Raw genomic sequence first — 24,892 nt, 5'->3', positions numbered from 1 at the left:
ACCGCATTCAGCACGCGGAGGACGACCGCCCGCCGCTTACCGCCGGCACCGCGTCACCAACGTCCGTTCCTCATACACCTAGTCGCTGAAAACATTACGTGCCGAACTCGGAAAACTCAGCTGAACCTTGCAGCCAGGCCTTATCTTTCAAATCCCCACACTGACGCGCTGACACATCCGCAATGACGATGCGGATGTTTGGAATGCCCCTCCGACGGGGAGGTTGTGGTCGGTCCGCCGGACAATGCACCCCCACTCTGGCCCGGCGGACCCCTCAGATACGAGGAGGGTCCGATTGCCGTGGACGGGAGGCCGTGTGGGCTGCGTCGGTTCCTGCTCGGACGCGGTCGAACTGGGCACCGATCAGCCAGCGAAGTTCATCGTCACCGATACCGTTGTCCCCGAAAGGAATTGCATCCACCGGGATGCCGGCGATGGCCACTTTGCCGACCGTACCGACCACCGAATCATCCTGACGGCGCGCGATCACCCGACCCGCAGCGAGCACCTGCTCGATCACCGACGCTCGATCAAATCCTTCACCGCCGCGGTACACATGAACGCCCATGTCCTCGTCCCACACCGATACGAACCAGTCCACCGCATCCTCCTCTGCCCTGCCGAGATACACGCCCCGCGTTCACCGCTTGGGAAATGTTTCCACTAACTCCGTTGCGAGTGCTGAGAGCCGGATTTTCCGGCGCTGGGACTGTCACACCAGCACACCATGCACACTACGAAGAACCATCCCTGCGAGGTCCGTGCACCGACGTAGGTCGCGAACCTATCGAAGACGGAGATAGCTCGCCGAAGCTTCGGACGGGACAATTGCAAGGAGCTTCACCGTTGGAATCTTGTTCGAATCCGGGACATCGTGCCGATCGTTACCGCAAACGTCGACAGTGCTCGCTATTTGTGCGTGGTGAGGCGGGAACGCTGCCTGCGGCGGCGGAGGACAAGTACGAACACCACTAAGAGACCGAACGCCGCCGCGACGGCTGCAGGCCGCTGCTTTACCCGTTCCACGTCACGCGACACCTCACCCTTGACGCGGGCCGGTACGTTCGCCTTTTCGGCGAGTGCGCCTACGGTTGCGGCTAGAGCGTCACGTTGGGCTCGAACATTGTCGTCGGGTCCGTCTGCGGTAGTGCTCATTTCACGCCCTTCTTGGCAGTAGCGATGTCAGCTTTGACGCTTTCGACGGTCTCTTCCGGAAGTGGTGGCGCCGCGGACTTCGCTCGTTTGGCTCCCACGAGTGCGGTTATTGCTCCGATGGCGATCACGATTGCCGCGATGATCAGAGCTGCAAGCCAAGGTTCGAGGGTTGTGGCCAATCCGAGTACTGCTGCCGCCAGAAGTACCGCGAAGCCGTACAGCAGCAGCAGTGCGCCGGCGCCGGAGATACCGACCCCTACACCGAACCGGGTGCTCTTCGTCTTGACTTCGGCTACTGCGTGCGACATTTCGGCCCGTACGAGGTCGGACACCTGCTCGGTGAGGCGCTCGACGAGTTGTACGGTCGACAGTGCGTGCGGGTCTACGCCCTCTGTGTCGACAGTTTTCGGCGGCGCGGTGCTCGGAACGGTTGCCCGGCTATCGGATCGCTCGGTCATGGTCGACGTCCCTTCGTTGTCTTCGCCGCCGTGCGTTTCGCGAAGTTCGCGACCGGCGGCGATATCGTGTGCGTGCAGACGAGCGTTCTTTTCCGAAACGCTGGTGTCCCGAGGAGGCAGCCGCAGGAATTCTTCGGCTTCGATTCCGGCCTGTAACTGCCGGCCGCGTTCGAGTTCCGCGTCAACTTCTGCTCCGAACAACAACGCAAGATTGGTGATCCACAACCAGAGGAGGAAGATGACCGCCCCGGCCAACGATCCGTACGTCTTGTTGTAACTACCGAAATGACTTACATAGAAAGCGAATCCGACTGAAGCCACGATCCACACTGCAATAGCGAGTGCTGCTCCGACGCTGATCCAACGAAATTTCGGCTGTTGCACATTGGGAGTCACGTAATACAGCACCGCCACCGCCAACGCGACACAGATCAGAATGACGGGCCACTTCGCAATATTCCACGTCGTCACCGCGCCGTCTCCGATGCCGAGCTGATCACCTAGCGCCTTGGCGACAGGTCCGCTGACGACCAGCATCAAGATCACCGCGGCAACCAACAGAAGTCCTGCGAGGGTGACGACCAGTTGCAGAGGACGAAGTTTCCAGACCGGCCTGCCTTCCTCCACCTCGTACATACGATTCATCGCTCGCCCGAATGCGCCGACATAGCCGGAGGCCGACCACAACGCACCCGCGAGACCGATGATCAATGCGAAACCGGCGGTAGGGGCCGCCACCAGTTGTTCGACGGTGCCACGCATCGTGTCCACGGCCGAGTCCGGTCCGACAGCGGCTACCAGTTCCATCACCGTGTCCACACTGGCACGCCCCTGGCCAACAACTCCCAGCAGGGACACCAGCGCCAGAAGCGCCGGGAACAGTGACAGCACAGCGTAGTACGTCAAAGCCGCCGCCAGATCGGTGCACTGATCGCGAGTGAACTCTCGGGCAGAACGTCGTGCTACGAACTTCCACGACTGCGCCGTCAGGTCGGTCGGATCGGAAGGCTTACGCGCGTCGTCCGCATCAACCGTGTGTGTCACCATGCCCGAGTTGCTACCCAGTGAGCCGGGTGTCGAAACTCGGTCGAGACTCCCCTAGCTTCCGTACTCCTCTCGATCCAGGACAGCGAGCGCCGCAAGTAACCCACGGCTGGAGAGAACTATCGAAGGTGCGACGGACGTTGTGACTGTTCCCTGCTGCACGAGCTTTTCGAGTGCGGTCAATCTTTCACGGGCAAGGGGCAAGGTCGTGACGGAACGATGGTCGGTAGGGTCGTGCACCGGACCTCTTCCCGCATCGGCAAAGGCTCTGGCCATCGCTTCGAGCAACTCCGAGACGGCACTTTGCAAACTCCCGTTCTCGTTGAAATCGCCGTCCTCGACGGCAAGGATCAGGCCCATGAGATGTAGCGCTGCTCGATCGAGTGCTTCGGCGGCCGGGCGAAACAACTCGGATCCTCCTATACGCAACCACCCACGTTTGCGGAAGTTTCCGACCAGGCTGGCTTCACCGTCCATCACCGCGGTCTCCGCGGCAACGGATTTGTTCACCGACAGAGCGCGTTGACGCCATGAACCCTGTGTTCCAGCACTGGCTTTCACGTCCGCGGCCATCTGTCGGAGAATGTCCGCGACCTCATGCGTACGTGCCACCAAGAGGTCTCTGGCGTCGGAGAGATAGTCCGGCGGCACCAACACGGCATTGACCGCGATGCCCACGAATACTCCGAGCACTACGTCACCAATGCGGTGCATCACCAAGTACGGGTTGGTTGCTGTTCCGTACAGAAGGACCAATACGGCGGTGACGGCGACCCAAATCCCGTCAGGCGACAACCGCGGAATGCGGCCGACGAGTATTCCTGTACCCGTTGCGATGGCCAATGCCGCGACGGTCGGAAGGGTCACCGCCGCGACTGCGGCCACAACGACTCCGAGGACGACCACACTGACCTGGCGGGCGGCCACCCGCATCGAGTTCCGCACGGTGTTCCCGATGATGAAGAGTGCAGCGTACGGAGCGAGAAATGCTTCAGGGCTGTGAAAGACGCTGTTCGCGATCACCCACGCGATGACTACGGCGACTGCGCCTTTCAGAGCTGTGATCAAGCCTATGCTTTCACATCGCTGAATGAGGGGATGCTCGAGAATTGCTTGCTCCTTAACCTTCTACGGTCGTCCGAAGACTCATCTGAACAGGACTTTGTCCGCTGTTACCGGCAAGTCGCGTACCCGCACACCGGTAGCATCGTAGATAGCATTGACAACAGCGGCTGCTGCCCCGACGATCCCGATCTCGCCGGCGCCCCGCGATCCCATCGGGTTGACGTGTGCGTCAGTCTCGTCGAGCCAGAAGGCTTCGATGTCTTGCACATCCGCGTTTGTGCTGATGTGGTAGCTTGCCAAGTCGTGAGTCATCACGTGGCCGAACCTGTTGTCCCGGAAGCTTTCCTCGTGCAACGCCATCGACAATCCCATCGTCATTCCTCCGATGAGCTGTGAGCGAAGCGTTTTTGCATTGATTGCGCGTCCGATTGAGAATGCACCGAGCATTCGGGGGATCCTGATCTCGCCGGTGTCGCGATGTACGCGCGCTTCCACGAAATGAGCACCGAATGAATGCATGGAGTACACGTCCTCGTCCGGATTCTTCGGCGTCTCAGTTGTCGTCTCCACGCCGGCAAGGGGAGTGGCGCTGTGTTCCGCGCGGAACTGACGGGCAGCCGCGACGATAGTAGAGCCCCACGACGAGATACCGGCGGAGCCACCGGCAACTGTGGCGAAAGGGAATGTGGTGTCGCCGATTTGGAGCCGCACTTCCTCTATGTGGCATTCGAGAGCATCGGCGGCGATCTGAGTCAGAGCGGTCCAGGTTCCCGTGCCGATGTCGGCCGCCCCGGTCTGAACAGTGTAAATTCGATCGGCTCCGAAGACGATGCGCGCTTTCGAACCGGGGTTCGTCCTTGCCGGATAGGTTGCCGCTGCCATGCCGGTACCCACCATCCAGTTGCCGTCCGGACTGTGACCACCACGCACCGGACGTCGTCCATCACGCCGACTCCGATCTTTCCATCCGAATCTTTCCGCGCCTTCGTACATGCAGTCGATCAAATTCCGCCCTGACCAAGGTTTTCCGCTCTCCGGATCCACTTCGGGTTCGTTCCGAACACGAAGTTCGATCGGGTCGAGGCCACAAGCTACGGCAAGCTCGTCCATCGCTACTTCGACCGCATACATACCCGGAGTCTCGCCCGGGGCTCGCATCCAGAACGGGACTGCAACATCGAGGGCTGCAACCCGGTGCGAGGTAGAGCGATTAGGTGTGGCGTACATGATCCGGGTGGCAACAGCAGTCTGTTCCGCGTATTCCTTGATCTTCGACGTTTGCTCGATTACGTCGTGGGACATCGCCGTCAGAAGACCGTGGGAGTTCGCACCGAGGCGCAGGTGCTGAATGGTGGATGTGCGGTATCCGACGATCGCGAACATCTGCTGCCGTGTGAGCGCGAACTTGACGGGTCGCCCTGCCGTCCTGCGGGCGGCAAGAATCGCTAATACGTTGTGCGCGTGAGGTGATCCCTTCGAACCGAACCCTCCGCCGACATGTGGCGCCACGACTCGCATCTGCTCGAGTTCGAGCCCGAACATGGGCGCCAGGGTCTCGCGAACGACATGAACGCCCTGAGTAGAGTCGTACAGGGTGACGCACGCCCGCCCACCCTTGGCGTCGTCCTCCCAGATTGCAATGCAGGCGTGCGGTTCCATCGGATTGTTGTGTTCGAGTGGAGTGGTGTAGGTCTGATCTATCGTCACATCTGCAGCCACGAATGCCGACTCGACATCGCCGTCGGTCGTGTCGGTCGCGAATCCGTTGACGTCTTCCGGGGCGTAGAGGTCGTCGCGATCGGCTCGTAGCTCGGAATCATGAGGGAGTTCGTCGTACTCGACTTGTACCAACCCGGCTGCATGACGGGCTGTCTCGGGTGTTTCGGCAATCACAGCACCGATGAATTGTCCGCGAAAGTGGACGGCTGGGTCCTGGAGTACGGACAGTTCTCGGTCTTCGGTATCCGCCAAGCGTGGGGTATCGAAAACGGTGATCACGGCGACGACACCCTGAAGTGCCTCTGCCAGTTCCGTTTTCATGCTGACGACGCGGCCACGCGCAACCGTCGCCTGGACGGCGTGCAGGTAGGTGGGATTCTCCACGGGATGTTCGAACGCGTAGAGCGCCGTCCCCGTGACCTTCGCGGACCCGTCGAGACGCTCCATCGGATTTCCCAGGTAGCCCGGTTCGATCATCCTCATCACGTCGGCCCTCCGGTGGTGAGTGACCTCAGCACCGAAACCATGACGCCGCGTGTCAGGGGAATCTTGAAAGCATTGCCCGACTGTGGGTTCGCGTTCGCCAGCTCGGCATCTGCGGCTTGCACGAACACTTCCTCGGTAGGCGGGGATCCCAGCAAGACCTCTTCTGCCTTGTACGCGCGCCAGGGGCGGTGCGCCACGCCTCCGATGGCGATTCGGGCGCCCGCGACAATACCGTTTTCGAGTTCGATCTCAGCGGCAACCGAAACCAGAGCGAAAGCGAAGGAGGCGCGATCGCGTGTCTTGACGTACGTCGACAGCGCCGCCGGTGCGGGCGCGGGCAGCTCCACTGCAACGATCAACTGGTCGGGTTTCAGAACTGTGTCATGTTCCGGTGAATCTCCAGGGAGACGGTAGAATTCGTTGACAGGAATGTTGTGCTCGCCACGGCGGTCCCTTACGACGACCACGGCGTCCAACGCAGCCAGCGCGACCGCCATGTCGGACGGGTGCACGGCGATGCATTTGTCGGAAGCCCCCAGGATTGCGTGGTAGCGCACGTAGCCGCCGACGGCGGAGCAACCAGATCCGGGTTCCCGCTTGTTGCACGGAGTTGTCACGTCCTGGAAGTAGACGCAGCGGGTAGCTTGCATCAGATTGCCGGCTGTTGTCGCGGCATTACGAAGCTGCCCTGACGCTCCGGCCAGGAGGGCGCGAGCAAGCACCGCGTATCGGCGGCGGATGACGGGGTGGGCTGCGAGATCGCTGTTTCGGACTGTCGCGCCGATGCGGACTCCTCCATCCGGAAGCATCTCCACTCCGGCGAGGGGCAGCCGACTTACATCGATCACCATGCGCGGGTTGGTCACGCCGAGTTTCATACGGTCGACCAGATTCGTGCCGCCTCCGAGAAAGGCGGCGCCGGGGTTTTCAGTCACCAGGGCCAGCGCGCCGTCGACATCCTCGGCGCGTCGGTACTCGAACGGCATCACGACTGCACTACCTGTCGAATCGCTGCGACGATGTTGCCGTACGCAGCACAGCGACAGAGATTTCCGCTCATGCGTTCTCGAATCTCGGCGTCGTCCAGATCCGGGTCAGCATCGAGGTCCTCCGTGACATGACTGGGGTGCCCGGCCTTCACCTCGTCGAGCATCCCCACTGCCGAGCACACCTGCCCCGGGGTGCAGTACCCGCACTGGAGCGCATCCTGGTCGAGAAAGGCTTGTTGTACGGCATGCAGACCGTCGTGGCCCGCCAAACCGTTTGCCGTGGTGATTTGGGCGCCGTCCTGCGCCGCTGCGAACGTCATACACGTAACGGCGCGCCGCCCGTCGAGGAGGACCGTGCACGATCCGCACTGCCCGTGGTCACAACCCTTCTTCGGGGACATCACGCCGAGGCGATCGCGCAGCGCGTCGAGCAGCGTGGTCCGAGTGTCGACCGTCAGAGCGCAGGTACTGCCGTCCACGGTCAACGTGATCTCGGCATCGATTCGCGAAGACTCCATGACGAGCCCCTACCCCGCTCACGAATCCTCTAACCGCAGGAGTGCGATGGCTGCACAACCCACACTGTGCTGCGGCTCGTTCGCACCCCGACTCTTCACCCCCGCAGTCTTCGTCCGCCGGTGAGTCCAGAGTTGTTCGCCACGATGGTATGCCGCGTCGCAACGCGCGTCGGCCGTTCTCTCTCCCTGGTTGTCTGACCCGATAGGTCCCGCGGCCGTGTTTCGTTTGCCCGGCGGCTGCACGCGTCTTCTCCTCCCTGGCGACGCCCGAGTCATCCCGCTGCACATCGAGAATGTTTGAGGTTCGTTTTGATAGAGAATGGAGATAACATTCGACACTTTCAATCGACCGCTCGTCACACACCACGAATTTTCGTTCTACACAGGAGCACGCTCACGTGACCTCATCCGAGCAGGCGATGCATTCGCCGACCGCTGCGCCGTCCACCTCGCTATCTGTTGCGGCGTCCGCTGAACAACTTCCGCCTTTGCGTGCACTTGTGCGCACTGCCGCCGCGCACTACGCCATCTCGGTCGACGCGCTCACAGACCTTGTACTCGCCGTTGACGAAGCCGCCACTACCCTTATTGGCCATGCTGTGCCTCATAGCGCGCTGACATGTACTTTCGACCTTGATGGTCTGGCCAATTTGCATCTAAAGTTGACAGTGACCGCGTCGGCCTCGATTAATTTCAGCACTACTTCGTTCGGGTGGATCGTCATTCAGACGTTGGTCGACGAGGTCACTCTCGAACAGTTTCCGGCCGTTGGAGATGAGACCTGGACCGTGACGATTATTCTGACCAAGGCATTGCCGGCGGGCTCATGACCCCGTCCCCTCGCGGCGACGACGCTTATGCGAACGTGACCGAGCTGTTCGTCGAAATGGCGGCGCTTCCCGACGACGCGCCGGGCCGAGAACGCATTCGAGCTGACATTATCGAAACGTGTCTTCCGATCGCCGACAACATTGCGGGACGATATCGAGGCCGCGGGCAACCGCATGAAGATCTCGTTCAGGTTGCGCGGGTGGGTTTGGTCAACGCCACCGACCGGTTCAATCTCGAGAAGGGACGGGACTTTCTCTCGTTCGCTGTACCGACGATGATGGGCGAAGTCCGCAGGCACTTCCGCGACAAAGGCTGGGACCTGCGCGTTCCACGTTCGATGCAGGAAAACTATTTGGCGTTGAAGAAGGCCCGATCGTCACTGACTCAAAGTCTCGGACGCGAGCCCACTGTGCCAGAGCTCGCCGCGGAGATCGGCGTCGATCCTGGCGAGGTGGGGCACATCGTCGCCGCGGGCGACTCGTACCATTCGACATCTCTGGACGGGGCAACTTCTCAAGATGGCGTGTCACTGGGAGACACGCTGGGTGACTTTGACGACGCGTTAGCCAACGTGGACAACCACGAAACACTTCGCCCGGCCCTGCTTGCGCTACCCGAACGAGAACGCACGATTCTGCTCTACCGGTTCTTCGGTGAACTCACCCAAGCGGAGATCGCCGAAAAGGTTGGACTCTCTCAAATGCACGTCTCACGGTTGCTGGCCCAATCTTTGAACTCTTTGCGAAGCGAACTCGGTCCGTTGATCACATAACGAGCTGCGATCATCTGACTGAACATCTGCGAGCGTAATTCCCGGTTCGGTTCAGCGCGGAAATCTTGCAGCTATGTCGCACGTTCCCGCCCCTCAGCGCCTCGCTGCCGCCGCGCCAATCACGACGCTCGACCTACCGAAATCGTTGTCGCCCAACGAGCACTCATCATTGCCGGGCACAAAGCGCGATTGCACGAACCAGCATCCCATGGCCCCCGGCAGCGCGGCAGGCCCGAGCACTCAATCCTCTTCGTGCGCTCGGTTAATACCGGAAAAATCGACAGGCGAACATGTAGTAGCTCGCTAGCCTTACCGTCGATCGTTCGACGAAGTCGAGATCACCCGCCACAGCCGGGATGTAACACGTCGCGCATCCCCGACAGCCAAGAGCTATCATTGGGCTAACTCAGCGTAAGGAAGTGGTGACGTCGTATGTCAGGGGAAAATCGGGCCTTCGCCGAGCAACTCAATTCCCTGTTCGCCCAGTCGCGACACCGTACGACCAACATGATGGTGGCTCAAGCACTCGCCGAACAGGGATGCACGCTTTCCGCACCTTATCTATCGCAGCTCCGCAACGGTGTCCGAACTCGACCCGCAGATCGGTACGTACAGGCGCTTGCCAGGTATTTCGATGTTCCACTGTCCCATTTTTACGATGCACCATTTGAACGCGATCCCCAGAGCACTCTCACTCAGGACCTGAAACTGATCGACTCCGTCGCCGATCCGGTCGTGCGACGCCTCCTTCGTACTGCCCATGGCTTGACCCCCGCCTCGATGGACATTCTGGTTCAGTTCGAAAATCACTTGAACAACTTGCGTTGAGAACCGAATCTCCTCACTCGGTACCGCTCCGACTGCCGGCATCGCAGCAACACCCGCCGACGACTCCGTATCGTCGCCCGCACCCGCACGCGAAATCTTCGACACCGGAACACCATTCGACGACTCCGGCCCGCATCACCACCCTCGAAGACCAACTCACCGCAGCACACTCCAGCGTCGCCGAACTGCATTACGCTCACAAGCACAACCTTCACTCGTCATCTCCTGCCCCCAACGGTCGCTATTCCAATGCCGGAGGCAGTCCCGGTAGATTCCGGTACTGCCCACCGGGCTCGACAACGGCGACCCAGCCGACACAACGCGCTCGGAGCACCGTCTGCTTAGCCTGATCATCGCACCCACACGACAGCAATACCTCGAATTACGTTGCCGCCCTGCCATTCTGACACTTACGACACGGCGTGCGATCAGGTGCGTACGCTGCGCAGGTGCGCTGTGACCATATCGTTGATACGGACGGTGAGATCGACATCTTCGGCCAGAGTCGCAGCGGCATGAGCCACTCCGACAGTGCTGGCACACAAGTTCCATGCCAGCCTGCGGGTAGTGGGAGTGTCGGTGAGCTCGCCTGCAGCTGAAGCGGTCTCGACAATACCGCTTACGGCGCCCACCCAGTGCCCAAACGCCGCCGCACCGTCGACGGATGACTCAAGGGTCAGTTTCATGCCGGCTCGCAGGCCGGTGTCTACCGCAACCCGACCAGCGAGGGCGATGAACAGTGCTGTCAGTTGGTCGACGGCCGGGCGGTCGCTCCGGGCGGTCGTTGCCTCACGGACGGATTGCTCGACGAAGAGGCCCCACGTCGTGACGATTTGCTGAGCGATGGATTCCTTTGTTGGAAAGTGGTAGTAAAAGGCACCTTTGGCGAAATTTCCCACATCGAGGATTGCGTTGATGCTCGTATTGCCGTACCCGCCGACGTCGAAACACTGTGCTGCAACCGCGAGGATCGACTCTCGTGTTCGCACTGCACGCGCCTGCATTGCACTGTTCTTGCTACCCAGAGGTCGCCCAGCGTGGGGGCGGACAAGATCACTCATGGTCGCATTTTCCTTCGCATCGCTGTCGTCCGGTCACTTGATGTGATGCACAAGGCCAAGAATGCCAGGCGAACTACCGTCGTTGTGCTGTGGGTGAGACGCGACAGGAGCAGCAGCCATTCGTTCCGAACTTTCGCAGTCTGCAATTTCTCGGCCCTTTTGACAATGTTTCTACGCCGGCGAACACCGCGCGAACGACGAATCTGATCGCCGACGACTCCCCCAACTGTCGATGACACTGTCCACGTGTCACCCCCGTACGCCGTAACTGACGCCGGCCCAGTACGTTGATGGCCCTCCTGAGGACGGTCCAAGTGTTGCCTTTCAGCTTTTCTCTTGCGAGGTTTACCGTCGCCCCGTGTCTGGTGCTCGGAATGAAGAGACGGTCGGTCCTTTTTCTCGATGGTGACCTCTGATGGCTCCGGTCTCACGGCTGACGACGGGTGGTCCCGGTGTTCGCAGTGCTCTCCCATCATCGGGTGGAAAGCTCTGCCTCTGGTCGCGGTGTCGGTTCATTCCGCACGACTGATCTGCAGGTTGAGCCAGTCGGAAATCCATTGGATTGCATTGCGCCCGGCGTTGTCGACGACGAGGGAGTTGTAGTTCTGGTGTGCTCCCGATGCAAGGAAGGACGCTGCGTCGAGCCCCTCCCCTAGCAGGGAGGCAAGGTCGTTGGCGCCTTGCGGACTGGCCATCGTGGTCAATGAACCAGCCAGTGTTGAAAGATCCAGATTCTGCGCCTGCGTGGTGATGGTGGTCGCGGCTGGCGAGGACTGCTTGCCGAGCAGAGCCGGGTCTGTCTTCGTGGCTTTTCCGGAGAGCATGTGGACCGCGACGGAGGCGAGTTCGAGTCCGACCGGGACGAGGCCGGTCATGGCTGCTCCGGCTCCGAGCGGATCGGATGGTTGTCCACGAGGTGGTAGCAGCTTTTCGACTGCAGCCCAGGCGATTTCCTGCACTTGACCAACGAGGTTGGCGAGCTTGATGATGTCGACGCCTCCCAGGATCGACGTGGCCAGGGCGGCGACCTGCGAGTAGCCGGACGGGTCCGGGATTACCGACAGAACCTGCGAGACCCATTTCAGATCGACACTTGCGGCCATCCTCACCAGCGGGGAGAGCTGGTTGTTGAGGTCCCCGGCGACCTTGTGGGCGCCCTGCGCGTCGAGTGCGGCTACCTTCTGTGGGAGAAGGTTCAGGTTGGCCAGGATCGCTGGCATATCCAGTGAGCTGACTCCGGTGGCGACATTGAGGACTTGGTTGACTACCACTGTGGGCTTGAGAACAGAGAGGACTCCGGAGGCAGATCCCAGGACATCGCTGGGTGTCGCTGCGAGCGGCGCGATCTGGCTGTCGAGCGTTCCGACGGCAGCCGAGAGCGAGGTTAGCTCCGGTGATGCCGCCGGCAGCGTCGGCGCGCCCTTTCCGGCAAGCTTGTTTGCGGTCTCGGCAATCGAGGTCGCTGTCGAGAACGCACTGCTGAGATCCGATTGGCCGGCCTTGTCCAGTACCTGGCCGGCATTATTTTCCGCTGTCCCAGCGGGAGCTGCATCGAGCTGTCCGTTCGCAGCAGGATTGGCGGCGCCGGAGCGGAGTAATTCGGCGAGCGGGCTGATGGTGTTCGCCAGAGTTGTCGCGCTAGTGGCTATTTGCCTGAGGTCGATGGAGCCCTCGGGCTTCGACAGTTCGCTGGTGAGGTTGCCAGTGGCCGTGGCGAGGCCGGGAAGATCAGCTTGGGAAAAATTTGACGTCAGAGCGGTGGCCAACTGCGAATTACCGTCGACCCGGCCATCACCTCCAGCGCTCGGGGCTTTGGAAAGCACCGAGCCCAGCGACCCGAGTAATGGGCTCGAACCTTTTTGGATCGAGCAGTAGAGGTCATTCGGGGCGCAGATCGACGCGACGCGCCCCGAGAGCTTTCCCATGCCCTGCGGTCGCGGATCAGCGATCCCTTGCCCTGACGGCTTCGGTCCTATAATTGCTTCGCCCTCAGTTCCGGAACCGGGATCGGCGAGGAGACCGACTGCGAGGACTTGCTCTGCCTTGACAGGGCCGGAGTCGTTGCCGATCTCGGAAGCGAGATCACCTGCGATGTCGGCGCCCTGGGAATAGCCGGTGATGGTGAACTTTGTATCGGAGCACTTCGCTGCGATCTCGGAGAGAACGTCCTTCGCCTTGATCAGACCATCAGATTTGCTGTCTGCGTATGTTTTTCCGTTGTCGAAAGCTCGGGCCATGTATGGCAACGTGTAGATGAGTGCGGCGCTGCCGTGTTGGTCTACGAGGCTGTTGGCGATCGGTTTGAGCGTCCCGACCGGAATGGACGGATTGGCACCTTCAGCGGTTTCCCAAGTTCCGGGAATGAATAGGTTGAAGGTCGCCGAGCAACCGGGCGGCTGGGCGAAAGCAATGGCCGACGCGGACGATGCGATCGAGCCTCCGGCAACTGACGCCGCCACCACCAGGCTGACCGCGCGGTGAATGTGTGAACGTGGGAGCAGCATGAACACCTCGTCTAGCCGGGAATGCGATGTGCCTGCTGGTGGGCGCTGCTGAACAGCCAGTAGCGCCCAACCTCAGGTAGGTGGCATACAGTGCGTGACGGAGTGATATCGATCAACCCGCCTTGTGAAGAACTAGTCGTCGAGGTGGCCTGGTCAGCATCGATGCGTCCTCCGCAAACATGATCGTCCTCACGTTGGAGACACAAGGGTTCGCCGAACGGCACCCTTAGCCTGCAGGCAAACGCCGAGAAATCGTCGAGGTCATCGAGCTACGCTACGGTGCGGTGACAACAACGATCGATACGCTCGTGCGTCGTTTCTCGTCAGCATCCGCACTTCGAACTCACCGAACTCGCGGAGTCCTCATAGGTTTGTCTGACGCAATATCTAAGACCTACAAACATCCTTAACCCGACGACGGAACCAACAAACGCGTCCGGCACGCAGGGTGTGACGATTTCAGATCGATCACCTGACAACTTGGATGACTCTCTTAACACGTTATACTGCAACCGATTTCATCATTGACGAACACGCGAGACACTCGAACCCACAAACAACGCTGCCGTCGTTCCTTGTCGGCGAAGCGCCAATCCTGAATGTCGACCGCGGGGACGAGCAACCGGAGAATGGCACCCGAACTTCCGCTTTCATGGCGTTGTTTGATCGTTGTGTCCTACAGAACCCCCATATGTCTGGACCTCGCCACACTTGCCATGGGTGTCGAGTCGGGTATGCCCAACCGACAGTGCGGCAATACACCGCTCAAATGGACTTGGATGTGCGTAAAAGCTCGGCCGGCGCCCATGCAGGCCAGTCAATGGCACCGACCGGGTCGCCGTCGACGAACCGGGCAACGATCCGTGTGACATCCGGGGCAGTGTTGTCGTAGACGGGCGCATGATCGGACCGATCAATCGCATCGACAACCAATAGCCAAAGCCTCTCGAACCGCTCGCGGATCTTCTCCTCCGGCACCGAATGCCCACTCTCGACAACACGGTCTGCGACTCGAGCAACCGCCAACTCGATCGGGACCACGACCACGTGCAGTACGACGACGAACCCCTCGCGGTAGTCACCACAGCGCCCCAGCTCGGGCGGGAATATCGGACGGACTTCCAACCGGATATCGCGAGCATCTGAGCAACGAGGGACCGTGAATCGCATGCGCCGGGCCAGGGTCGAGCGGTTCGATCGTTCCTCTGCGCGAGAGCCATGAACCCGTCTGTAGGCAGCGAAATCGCCATTTGCGTGCGGGACGCAATTGGTCAACAGCCTGCTGGCCGATTGCGTTGGGATCATGTGCCAGTGTTGTCGACAAGCTGCACAACAGGTCGGATCGCGACTGGTATGCATCAACAGCGGCTGAGCATCGAGGTTTGGTGTCCGGTCCGAGGGTCTGCGACGGAATCCCCGGCCGTCGGCGCACCGAAGGCGGGGCGATCTCTAGGTCCAGTCGATGTGTACGGATTCGATGGAATCGAAGTGGAAACCGAAGCTGTCGCCGTACTGGTCGAAGCCTTTGTTTTCGGGGTAGTCCATCGTGGCGTGACGTTCGAGGATGGCAACGACCCGGGCATGATCGTCGCCTGCCAAAGCCATGGCGAGTTCCCGTGTTTCGTCGACACTGAAGGGGCTCTCGGAGTTCGCGAAGTCGAGGGTACGCACTCGGTAGTCGTAGCCCTCCTCGGAGCCGTTGCGGACGGACACTCCCCCGCGCACTCGGATGGTGGCCTTCTTCGGTTGCCCGTCGGGTCGCAGGACGCCGGCGCGGTCCATGATGTCGCGAGCTTTGACGTTCGTGAGTTTCTTTTTCGCATCCGCGCGCAGTTCGTTGGTTTCGCCGGAGCGGTAGCGAGAGACCGCTGATCGCGAACGGCCGATCTTCTGTGCGACAGCATCGATTCCGCCGAGGCGTTCGATGGCGGCTCGCCGCCGGGCGCGTTCGGTGACGTCGGGGTGGGGGATTCGTCCGTGCTGGACCCAGCGCCGCAGCGTTCGATCAGACGGAGGCTTTCGTCCCGCATCGACAGCTGCTTGCCGGAGGCCTTCTTTGCCGATTTCGGTACGAATCTGGCGAACCGAAACTTTGCTGGTGAGTCCGGCCAATCCCCCACTTTTGACCGATTTCGATTTTTCGACACCGCTGGTTGCTGCTGTCGAGACGGATACGTTGAGCCCGTCCAACCCGACGGTCTTCTGTGCGGGTTTGGTTGATCGCGGTTTCGGAAGATGCAGAGCCACTATATGTTTCCTTCATCTTCGGTGAACGCAGCTTTGAGTGCGAGGTTGATCTCATGGGTGTCGCGGGCATCGGTCAGCATGACGGCGATGTCGCCGGTGAGCGGGGCACACTTTTCCAGAGTCATCTTCCCGAGTGCGTCACTGTCATCGGCGATGTCGATACCCGCGGGCAGGGGATAGACCCAGGAGTCGGTGACCGTGCGCAGCGGCCAACGCCCGGTTTCGCGCGCGATGCGCATCGCGACGCGGCGACCTCGCCAGCGGCAGTGCGCGATGATCGCTGCCCGCCAGAGCGGTTGGTGGTGGTGTTGCATTTGTTTGGCGGTCCACATGTCGGGGTTGACCATTCGACCGATGTAGCCCTTGTAGCAGGAGCCGATGAACCGTTTCATTGCTGTGTCGCCGGTGTCGACGGCAACTGTGCGGGCTTCGCGGAGGATTTTCGCCCACTTGTCGAGGGCCCGACCCTGCTGCGGGTAGACCCAGGCTTCGGCGATGTCGAGGTCGTCGAGTTCTGCACCGATCCCGCCATCTGCGATGGACGTTTGCAGTGCATCGAGGCTGACGGTGGTGATCCACGTCTGCACCGGTTGGTCGGCGATCATGTGAGGGTGAGGCAACGGCAGCGCGGGTGGCAGCGCCAGCATGTCACCGGGTGGGAGGGTGACATGCCAGAGCCCGAACGGGGTTTTCGATTGCCCAGCCGCGTCGAGCGCGTCCTCGCCACGAAGATGTCGCGGTTTTCCGTAGCCGAATTCGAGCATGCCGGCGGAAGCGAGGTACGCCGCTCGTTGGTCTATCGAAACCAGTTGTGTTGCGCCCTCGAGTTCTTCGATGGCCGGGATGCGTGTCCACCCGACCGCAGGCTCGAGATCTCCGCGAGGTTCGCCGTCCAACGGTGGGACGGGGCCACCGGCGGTGACGACGATTCCTTTACCGCTGCGGGTGCGATCGCGTTTGATCTTGTCGACGATCGCGGCGCCGGTGCGCGCTGGGGTGGGGCCGGGTAGTACGCCGAGGTGTTGTGCGCACCAGGCGAGTCGGCGTCCCAGTTCCTGCGCAGCGGAGAGGTCGTCGTCGGGGAGGTAGGTTCCGGCGGCCGGTGACCCGAGGATCCCCATATCCCCCACGCGATTGCCCCATCCGAAGTCCTTGTTCCAGTAGGTCCACACGTAGGGTTCGATGAAGATGTCGACCATGGATGTGAAGTTCCCGGTGGTGCGGGAGAGGTGAACGACGTGGCCGGGTTCTCCGCGCAGTTCCCATCCTGCGGTCAGCATCGGGGTCAGCGTGGCGTGGAGGATCGTGGTGAGTTCTTCGGCAGCGCGGGTGCGCAGGATTTCCATGTCGTCGACGTCGTCTTCGCTGCCCGGGTCGATGATCCATCCGAGCATCTCGCACGCTTCGATTCCAACTATCCAAATCTGTGCCGGCGCGCCCAGAGGCGTCAGCGTTGCCCATCTGATGAGTTTGTCGAGTTTTTCGATGGAATCTACTGGGCCGGTGAGCGTGTGGCCCGATGGTGTGTAGGTGCCGGCTGCCGTGACAATGACAGCGTGGCCGTCTGCTGACTCGCCGGCGGGAGGAAGGGCGACCGGTTCGGTTGCGCCCCGTTCGGACACCTGGGTGGGTTCCGGTTCCGCTTCGCTCGAGCGCTCATCCGGCGGGTCGACGATGTCGTCGGTTCGGGGGCGCTCCGCAGCGCCGGAATCCGTTTCGAGACAGGCGGTTTCGTCAACGTCAAACAAAGAAGGCTGGTCTGGTTCGGGAACTTCGTCCGAACGAGTAGCGGATTCTGATGTTTCGAGCTCGAATAGCGCGAACTGCTCCCCTTTCTTCAGCGCCATGATTCATCCTTTCCGTTCACTGTCGTCCTCATTCGAGATCGAATGCGGCGCGCACGGCTATGGACAGTGATTCTTCTTGTGCTGGCAGCAGATAACCGATGATGTTGCCGAGTGCACTGACGGGAATAGTGGTGATGTGGTCGCAACTGACCACCGCGTCGGCGGACATTCCGTTCGCGGCACTGACGGACACCTCAGTGGACAGTCCTCGGATCTCATCGGTGATGGGCGCTACCGTGACGGTCCCGAGGTGTGGACGGACCACCTCTCGGGTGAGTACGAGGACCAGCCGGACTGTGTCGAGGCTGGCTTCGTGAATTGGTCGCATCAGGTCAAGCCTGTTGGCTGTCGATTCACCGCGTGGTGCGCGAGAGAACTCAGATCATGTTCGGATGTTGCGGCCGAGAGGATCTCCGCGTCTCGTACGGCAATCTGACGGCGACGTTCCCGTTCGAGAGCGCGCAACACTACCGAGGCGCGCGAGGTGGCGCGATGTTCCCTGACTTCGACATCGAGAAATTCCACGATCTCGTCCGGTAGTCGTACCGCGATCTGCGTGCTCATATGCCAATGGTACCGAAGTGGGATTCGTTTTGGTACCACCCTCGTCTGCGAGTTGTGGACCCGATCATTTCAACGCGAGGCGAGAGTCGATGAAGTACTCAGCGACCCCGATACTGCACACCTTCCCACGCACACGGTTTCCGCTGCCTTCATCGGGTCGATCTAAATCTAGTGTTCTCCATTCTCAGTGACGGTCCCGTCTATGGTCGTGGCTTCACATCGACGCAGCTCGGATCGGATCGGATCGGATCGGATCGGATCGGTGAAATGTTCGCTGAGAGACAAAGCGCTTCGGGATTCGACTCTCGATGTCTGGCACGTTGCCTCCCCTCGCGACGACGCGACTGCCTCGCTGCCGTCGAGGATCTAGGGGAACACCGTGTACACGGTTGGCGACGTCGCCGCGAGGATTGAGTCCGGTTCCTCTCCCCTACCCACGACCCCGCCAGCGCGCGGACTACGTATCTGAGATCAAATACGCGTTCACTAAGTCGTCGATGCGCGAAGTGAAATCTCCAGGGTCGCCGAGTACCTGGATAACTTGGACTGCGCCGATAAATCCCGCGCATAGATTCACTGCCAGGCGCTGGGCGGCGGAGGCAGGGAGCTGTCCGTCTGCTATCGCAGTATCGACGAGTCTGCTGACGAGTTCCACCCACGTGCGGAATGCGGGTGGGGCGGTATCAAGACCTGCTTCTGTGGTGAGCCTGAGGCCGGCTCGGGCCAGGGCATCGTCAGCTATCAGTGCCGCTGAACCGTTGAAGAAGGCCGCCAATTGCTCGATCGCTGGTATTGCTGATTCGTCGGTTGATTGTCGGATTCCGCGGAGCGCGGTCAACCAGTGGTTGATGAGTTCTCGCGCGATGGCTTCCTTGGAGTCGAAGTGGAAGTACACGGCTCCTTTCGTGGAGGCAGCCTCCGCAACAATGTCGTTCATGGCGGTGGCGGCGTACCCATCGATCGAGAAGGAGCGTGCAGCTGCTTTGAGGATCTTTGCCTTTGTGTCGTGCGCTCGCTGTTGTCGTGGTCGCTGGTGCGGTTCGGGTGGAAAGATCACGTGGTGTCGGTCGTCTGGGTCGATCAATGCGGGTTCCTTACCTGAAATCTGTGGGGACTCTGCTGTGTCCACCCTCCAGGATGACGCGATTCCTGACGCTCGGAGACCTTGCGTTGGCGGGTGGCGGCGCTACTCACGTTGTAGTGACGAGTTGGTCGGCGAACTGGGTGTCGGAGGCTCGCATGTCGATAAGCGGTGGGTTGTCGAAGCCAGCTGCTCGGGCCGCGGTATCGAACTTTTCGTATCGGCGCCACGAGGTCGATGTTGCAACAGGAGGGTTGGACGTCTGGGCGATCATCTCCCAGGTGAGAGTCGGGTCTGCAAGCTTGCGTCGTGCGGTGTCCTTGACAGCGTCGGGCAGGTCCGATGTGGCAATGAACCATTCGAGTTCGGCGTGCGCCGCTGCCTCTACGTTCGACGGCTCCGGGTCCACTGAGGACTCCGTTTGTTTGCAGGGGCTCGGATACGGAGCGCTTTCCGGCGCGTCATACGTTTCTACGACGCCTAATGAGTGCTGGACGCCTTCACCTGTTTCGTTTCGCATGACGACGCGTTGGGTATCGACCGCACCCACACCTGCAGCAGCATTGTCGATCTCGATCTTGTAGTCGGAATATGCAATACCCGTTGCTTTGATCAGGATTCCCAGTCCGTGCGTGAAGGCGAGTACGAGCACCGGCGGAATGACCGCGATCATGGCAGCAACGGCCGGGTCGAGAGGCGTGTAGCCGATACTCTGACCTGCCTCAACGACTTGTTGCGCAACTGTTGCGGAGTGGAACGCATGGTAGGCGTTGCCAAGGATGCTGATCGCGACCACTGAAACAGCAACAGCAACGTAGAAGTACTTGTCGCGTCGATGCATCTTGAGTTTGCTCAGAATGACGATGGCTACGGTGGATCCGAAGATTGCACTGTCAACGATGACGGGAAAGATCCATGCGAGGTTTTCGGGGATGGTTCCTTGGCGCGCGAGGTCCCGCTGGACTGCGAAGGAGAGGACAAATGCGCCAGCGGTGATCCCGATCGCGATGAAGATCGCGATGAGAAGTGCGGCGATCAGAGCTCCAAGCTGGATCCGCGCGGCGCGCAGACTAAAATCACCCATGATCGGGTTTTCCTTCCTGCAAGGGGTGTTCTCGGTCTGGAGCCTCGCCGGTTGCCGCCGGCGGGGCTCCTCTTGTTTTCGGAAGATTTCTTGTGGTGCAACTCCTGTGTTTGGCCCGCTTTGCGTGCGGTGTGGGCTCATAGCGATTTGTGGCGGTCACATGCGAGAGCGACTGATGTTGTTTTGCGTGGTACACGAAGCACGTCGGCGATGTCGTGCCAACTGCCCGCCTGTTGATTCCAGATGCATGTCGGGCGATCTGCGGTTTTGCGTGACTGCAGCGGACTGCTCACGCAAATTGCTCGCCGCTTTGCGCTGCCATAGCTTTCAAGAGCTCCAGAGCGGAATGTCAGCAGATGAAAGAAACATGGCATTGCACGCCCCAGCAAGGTCTTTCTCACTCCGGGGCGGGTTCGCCGTGTGCCCGCACCCGCCGGCTGACGACTCGAAATTCTGAAGTCCGCGGAAGGCTTCCCGGGCGCAAAACCATTCGGCGGGCGTGCTAAACGCCGCTGCGTAGGTCTTCCAGCCGAAGCACAAGATGCCCTTGCCCTCGACCGAAATTCACAATCAGGACAATCCTTCGAGTGCATGCACGCAGTGCATGCCGTGCACGCGTCGTTCTACAATCCTCTGGCCTTCAAATATTCGTCTAGCGCAGCCTCGGTCATCGACGCCTCGCTGATTTCGCGATCGCCTGTCTCGTACCGCAATTTGTCGACACCGCGCCGGAGGCGATCCTTGGTCGAAGGTTTGATGCGCGTGTTGTGCGTCATCGACAGCTTCTCCTCCTCATCTTTGCGGCCGCCGACGTCCGCTGAAGGCGACGATGGTGCAGGTGCAGGTGTCACAGGAGTCGCATCTCCCCTGGGCGGACGTTCCGGGATGAGTTCAGCCGGGTGGGTCTTACGAATGGCAGGTTCCCGCTTCACGCTCATGCCGGCGCTCCGATCACGATAGGCAACTCAGCGAGCAAGTCGCTGTATGCAAGTTGCAGTGTCAGGGCCTTCCCGCCCTTGAACTGGTGAATCGGAGTGCGATTCGAATGCGCATCCTGACGAGCCGCGAGTTCCGGGATCGACGTCTTGGCGACGAGGGCTCCGTAGGTCTCCCGTAACTCGCTCTCTCGGAACTCATGTTCGCCGGTGGAGCGTTTACGACTGATCACGATCTTGTCGAACGCCAGCTTGGGATTTGCGCGTTTACGAACGGTGTCGATCGTCTCTTCGAGCTTCTGAACGCCACCGACGCTGTCGATTGTGGGTTCGGTGATGGCGACAACGCCATCGGCTGCGATGAGAACTGCGAACAGCACCTTGCCCATATTGGGAGGGCAGTCGAACAGCACGGCGTCGTAAGGAGAAAGGTCGAGCCCTTCGAACGCAACGTCTAGCCGAAACACCAGGTCATTCGACCCATCCGATTCGATTTTTCCGAGCTCTTCGTCCGCGGGAATGAGGTCGACGCCATCCCATGGGGTAGCGATGATCGCCTCCGCTGCAATGCCTTCCCTGGTCTGGTTCATGAGGTGGTAGGCCGTCATCATGCCCTCTTCGAGCGTGACGCCGAGGCCGCCGGTTGTATTGCCCTGCTGGTCCATGTCGACGACAAGCACTTTTCCGCCGACCGCGGTGATGGCGCTGGCGAGCCCGAGCGTGGAGGCTGTCTTGCCTACGCCACCCTTCTGGTTGCCGAGTGCGATTTTGCGTGGCTGCATTGCGGACCTTTCGTCGAGAGCATTGACGCTTGCGAGGCGTGCAGTGCGCGTGGATCACGCGCTGCATGCAATATGTGCACTGCTTGCCGTGTGCGCAATCCACGCTGTACGTGGATTGCATGCAGGCTGTGCGTCACACGCGATCTGAGCATCGCATGCATTGCATGCTTTAGCTGCCCTGCCCGCTAGACACGCACACTGTGCATTACGTGCGCGCGTAGCATAACACGCATGTCTTGCACGCCGTTCACGCCTTGCGCTCTGCGCGTGTCATGCATTTCATGCACACCTTGCGTTACGTGCACACCGTGCGGTCAACGCACTCCATGCAAGCTCTGCATGTCATGCGTGCGACGCTAGACACGCTCTTCTTGCATTCCTCGCAATACACGCTTGAATCGCTTGCAACGCATTCATCGCTCCGTTTGCAAACCTCGCAACCTTTGCACGGCCTGCCCTGCGTGCGCAGGTTGCGATGCTCTCACAGCACGCACACTTCGCAGTGCATGCTCACCACGCACTGCGTGCATGCAACGCGTCCCACGATGTGCGTGAACTACATGCACGTCATGCAGAGCATGTCCCACATGCACTGCATAGTGAGCACGTTATGCACGCTGTGCATACTCTGCGTGCATGGCACGCAGTGCATGCACGCGCAAAATGCCAGGTCAAGCGCTTGCGGGTATCGAATAAATCAAGATAATCCGCCACGAATATCAGACTTTGGTGGAAAAGTTCGAAGGCCAAGAGCAGCTTGACTGCCGCCATTCCCTGCCCACGAAATGTCACAGACACCGAATTGAACCGGGAGGCAGATGGCTGCCGTGAGATTGTCATGGAAATCGAACTGAAATTCCTCGGATGCCAACGGGTCCAAGGCCCGAAATCAGGGAAGATTCGACAATTTTCGGTGTGGGCAGCATGGATTGTTCAGCAGCCGCGAGGGGGGCATATCCAGCCATCCGTACCCGGCCCACCATTTCGAGGCCGGAGGGAACGGACTGCCACATCAGAAACTCTCTGACACATCCCGCCGGCGCGTGCATGCCAACAGCTGCACATGCTGTCTTTCGAAGCCAAAATACATTTCATCTCATCGGACGCCGAGGACCGAGGACCGAGGACGCAAGAAGCACACAAATGAACTGCATGAGTGCACTCAAGGTGGAGTCCGGCACGCGGGGGGGAGGGGGCAACCACACTGAATCCCCCCATTTTGGGTGGAGGGAGGGAAACCTAAGCCCATTGAGAATTGCAGCTACAGCTGATTTCACTGCCAAGCGACGTTGTCATCTGACTCGCGAACAACATTTTCGAAACATCTCAGGCACCGCGGGCCCGTGCCCAACGAAACTTCCGCGCGAAATGCACGTCGAGTGTGTGAATCCGGAGGTACGAGGCAAGCGACATACAGAGATCCGAATGGGGTCCGAAGTTCGGTCGAGGCGTAGGCATCGAAGCAAATCCCGGCCGGCATCGACCTACGTCACAGTGACGAAACAAGGTAAGGGAACGGGGTGGGAACGATCAGCACTGTCAGGGCCGATTTCGCTGCTGTGCGACCAGAATTTCGCGTTGCGGGTAATCACACGCAGCGGGTAGTTCACTACGCCCAAACATGCAATCTTTCGACCGAGTGGGGGAGCGGTGGCGATGGAGACATGCATCCGGGCTCTACAAGGAGCCCATGCAGTATGCCTACTCTGGCGTGTCGGCGGATATGAACGTCACAAGGTGGCCCACAGTTTCCCGCCACAGCAGCGCCTTACGTGCCATGCATGCCTTGCAACGCACGCATTGCGTGTATGGCATGCGCGACCAGAATGCCTCGCAACGCGTGCGTCACATGCAGTGATCGCATGGCGTTTCTTCCGCGCAACAGGGCCTCTACCTGCGAAAATCAAGTTGCGGGGGTCAGACGCACCGCACCGCAGCATTGCGGGAGGCACGGCAGTCCATCCCGCCTGCGGACGCGTCGACATTGTGTGACGACAGTCGTTCGATCACCTTCCCAGACACAGAACTGGAACCAACGCCCACTTTTCGACCAGACGGGGCCACTATGCACTAATTTGGGCGGGGACAGTTCTTCGAAAACAGGGGTCGAGAGCAGTGCATAGACCCAAATACCGTCCTCCTGATTCTTAGTGCACGATCAACTACCCCATGTGTATTCAGACCAGGGGCTGTATCCGAGCGCAATCCTTCTCGCCAGCGGTCGTCGCCCTCCATGCGCACGGTCCTGGAGGTGCATTGCAGCCTTGGATTGGACCGCGCAGGCTCAACGCTGAAGCTTGCTCAGGTGCGCACGAATGCTGGCGAGAATCTTCGCGCGGTGGTCCGGGTCCGCTGCCATTTTCGTGCGGTGTACGTGTGAGTTTTCAAGTAGTTGTTGTTCCCTCTTTCGCGCCAGGTCAGCCGACTTACGCTGTTCGCTGGGGGATTCTCCGGACCAGTCGATGCCATCGAGCCTTCGTCTGAGGTACCCCAACGGCGAACTCAGGCTCGATTTCGTCGGCCAGATCCATCCCCGGTCTGCTGTGTCTCGGGAGAGTGCCAGTGCGATGTCACGGCCGGTCCACCGCGTCGTATCGATTTTGACATCGCAGAGAAGGTCGCAGATCGCCCCGATATGTCCGGGTGGTCTGAGGGCCGGGGCATGGGTGACGAGTTCAGCCGCAGTCCTTTGAAGTGCCAGAGGTCTTGGTGTGCTCCGGGAGGTGCTTCGCTTTTTTGGTGTGGACTCAGTTCGCGCGTGTACGCGTTGGTGAGTTCTTCCTAACGGAAGAACTTCAGAAGATAAAAAACCAACACTAGATAGGGTGTCAGCCCCTATCGGCCCTGGTCGACCGCTGTGGGGCCGGTTGACTCGGTTGATGCCGTCCTTCAGAGGGCCCCGAGCCCTACGGCGGGGAGCCC

21 protein-coding genes are annotated in these 24,892 nt (G+C 60.3%); 3 read left to right on the top strand and 18 right to left on the bottom strand.

Annotation, left to right across the window (positions count from 1 at the left end; translation table 11 throughout):
• Window positions 1–274 precede the first annotated feature (274 nt).
• From AC2ETI_RS30950 to AC2ETI_RS30920, 7 genes are all read right to left on the bottom strand, one after another.
• Complete coding sequence (locus AC2ETI_RS30950; RefSeq protein ID WP_054782124.1) at window positions 275–601, bottom strand: hypothetical protein; 327 nt, start codon at window positions 599–601, stop codon at window positions 275–277.
• Between the two features lie 308 nt (window positions 602–909).
• Window positions 910–1,155: a DUF3618 domain-containing protein gene (locus AC2ETI_RS30945; protein WP_483634878.1), complete on the bottom strand. Its 246-nt coding sequence runs from the start codon at window positions 1,153–1,155 to the stop codon at window positions 910–912.
• Window positions 1,152–2,660: a YhjD/YihY/BrkB family envelope integrity protein gene (locus AC2ETI_RS30940; protein ID WP_029256724.1), complete on the bottom strand. Its 1,509-nt coding sequence runs from the start codon at window positions 2,658–2,660 to the stop codon at window positions 1,152–1,154. The genes AC2ETI_RS30945 and AC2ETI_RS30940 overlap by 4 nt, the downstream gene beginning before the upstream one ends.
• A gap of 51 nt (window positions 2,661–2,711) precedes the next feature.
• Complete coding sequence (locus AC2ETI_RS30935) at window positions 2,712–3,725, bottom strand: FUSC family protein (protein ID WP_483634877.1); 1,014 nt, start codon at window positions 3,723–3,725, stop codon at window positions 2,712–2,714.
• A 78-nt stretch (window positions 3,726–3,803) separates the two neighbouring features.
• Window positions 3,804–5,924, bottom strand: a complete 2,121-nt coding sequence (locus AC2ETI_RS30930; RefSeq protein WP_483634879.1) for a xanthine dehydrogenase family protein molybdopterin-binding subunit — start codon at window positions 5,922–5,924, stop codon at window positions 3,804–3,806.
• Window positions 5,924–6,916, bottom strand: a complete 993-nt coding sequence (locus AC2ETI_RS30925) for an FAD binding domain-containing protein (RefSeq protein WP_483634876.1) — start codon at window positions 6,914–6,916, stop codon at window positions 5,924–5,926. Before AC2ETI_RS30925 ends, AC2ETI_RS30930 begins: the two co-directional genes overlap by 1 nt.
• Window positions 6,913–7,434 (bottom strand): 2Fe-2S iron-sulfur cluster-binding protein, encoded by a 522-nt coding sequence (locus AC2ETI_RS30920; protein WP_483634875.1) that lies wholly within the window; start codon window positions 7,432–7,434, stop codon window positions 6,913–6,915. The genes AC2ETI_RS30925 and AC2ETI_RS30920 overlap by 4 nt, the downstream gene beginning before the upstream one ends.
• Window positions 7,435–7,832: 398 nt before the next feature.
• Between AC2ETI_RS30920 and AC2ETI_RS30915 the strand changes: the two genes are divergently transcribed.
• The 3 genes from AC2ETI_RS30915 to AC2ETI_RS30905 all read left to right on the top strand — a co-directional run bounded on the left by AC2ETI_RS30915 (window position 7,833) and on the right by AC2ETI_RS30905 (window position 9,865).
• Window positions 7,833–8,264 (top strand): ATP-binding protein, encoded by a 432-nt coding sequence (locus AC2ETI_RS30915; protein WP_483634874.1) that lies wholly within the window; start codon window positions 7,833–7,835, stop codon window positions 8,262–8,264.
• Window positions 8,261–9,037 (top strand): SigB/SigF/SigG family RNA polymerase sigma factor, encoded by a 777-nt coding sequence (locus AC2ETI_RS30910; RefSeq protein WP_483634873.1) that lies wholly within the window; start codon window positions 8,261–8,263, stop codon window positions 9,035–9,037. Before AC2ETI_RS30915 ends, AC2ETI_RS30910 begins: the two co-directional genes overlap by 4 nt.
• A gap of 432 nt (window positions 9,038–9,469) precedes the next feature.
• A complete protein-coding gene (locus AC2ETI_RS30905) occupies window positions 9,470–9,865 on the top strand; it encodes a helix-turn-helix domain-containing protein (protein WP_483634872.1) in 396 nt (131 codons plus the stop codon).
• A gap of 428 nt (window positions 9,866–10,293) precedes the next feature.
• On the opposite strand, the gene AC2ETI_RS30900 is transcribed toward AC2ETI_RS30905, so the two are convergent.
• From AC2ETI_RS30900 to AC2ETI_RS30850, 11 genes are all read right to left on the bottom strand, one after another.
• Window positions 10,294–10,926: a TetR family transcriptional regulator gene (locus AC2ETI_RS30900; RefSeq protein ID WP_483634871.1), complete on the bottom strand. Its 633-nt coding sequence runs from the start codon at window positions 10,924–10,926 to the stop codon at window positions 10,294–10,296.
• 512 nt (window positions 10,927–11,438) lie between these two features.
• Complete coding sequence (locus AC2ETI_RS30895) at window positions 11,439–13,430, bottom strand: cutinase family protein (RefSeq protein WP_483634870.1); 1,992 nt, start codon at window positions 13,428–13,430, stop codon at window positions 11,439–11,441.
• A 765-nt stretch (window positions 13,431–14,195) separates the two neighbouring features.
• Window positions 14,196–14,600 (bottom strand): hypothetical protein, encoded by a 405-nt coding sequence (locus AC2ETI_RS30890; RefSeq protein WP_483634869.1) that lies wholly within the window; start codon window positions 14,598–14,600, stop codon window positions 14,196–14,198.
• Window positions 14,601–14,879: 279 nt separating this feature from the next.
• Complete coding sequence (locus tag AC2ETI_RS30885; RefSeq protein WP_483634868.1) at window positions 14,880–15,677, bottom strand: hypothetical protein; 798 nt, start codon at window positions 15,675–15,677, stop codon at window positions 14,880–14,882.
• Window positions 15,677–17,524, bottom strand: coding sequence for a hypothetical protein (locus tag AC2ETI_RS30880; RefSeq protein ID WP_483634867.1), 1,848 nt, complete (start codon window positions 17,522–17,524; stop codon window positions 15,677–15,679). The genes AC2ETI_RS30885 and AC2ETI_RS30880 overlap by 1 nt, the downstream gene beginning before the upstream one ends.
• Window positions 17,525–17,552: 28 nt before the next feature.
• Window positions 17,553–17,852, bottom strand: a complete 300-nt coding sequence (locus AC2ETI_RS30875) for a type II toxin-antitoxin system PemK/MazF family toxin (RefSeq protein WP_029256889.1) — start codon at window positions 17,850–17,852, stop codon at window positions 17,553–17,555.
• Complete coding sequence (locus AC2ETI_RS30870) at window positions 17,852–18,088, bottom strand: hypothetical protein (RefSeq protein ID WP_029256888.1); 237 nt, start codon at window positions 18,086–18,088, stop codon at window positions 17,852–17,854. The genes AC2ETI_RS30875 and AC2ETI_RS30870 overlap by 1 nt, the downstream gene beginning before the upstream one ends.
• 457 nt (window positions 18,089–18,545) lie before the next feature.
• Entirely contained in the window at window positions 18,546–19,172 is a 627-nt protein-coding gene (locus tag AC2ETI_RS30865; RefSeq protein ID WP_244891533.1) for a TetR/AcrR family transcriptional regulator, read from the bottom strand.
• Window positions 19,173–19,278: 106 nt separating this feature from the next.
• Window positions 19,279–20,253, bottom strand: coding sequence for a DUF2637 domain-containing protein (locus AC2ETI_RS30860; RefSeq protein ID WP_029256885.1), 975 nt, complete (start codon window positions 20,251–20,253; stop codon window positions 19,279–19,281).
• 623 nt (window positions 20,254–20,876) lie between these two features.
• The gene (locus AC2ETI_RS30855; RefSeq protein ID WP_029256884.1) at window positions 20,877–21,191 is read right to left on the bottom strand and encodes a hypothetical protein; all 315 of its coding nucleotides are present in this window, start codon (window positions 21,189–21,191) and stop codon (window positions 20,877–20,879) included.
• On the bottom strand, window positions 21,188–21,970 hold the full coding sequence (locus tag AC2ETI_RS30850; protein ID WP_029256883.1) for a ParA family protein: 783 nt from the start codon (window positions 21,968–21,970) through the stop codon (window positions 21,188–21,190). Before AC2ETI_RS30850 ends, AC2ETI_RS30855 begins: the two co-directional genes overlap by 4 nt.
• Window positions 21,971–24,892 lie beyond the last annotated feature (2,922 nt).

The sequence above is a fragment of the Rhodococcus sp. MurmanLake-1 genome, assembly GCF_056945715.1.
The sequence above is the reverse complement of the archived record's forward strand: the minus strand, read 5'-3'. Positions and strand labels throughout refer to the sequence as shown.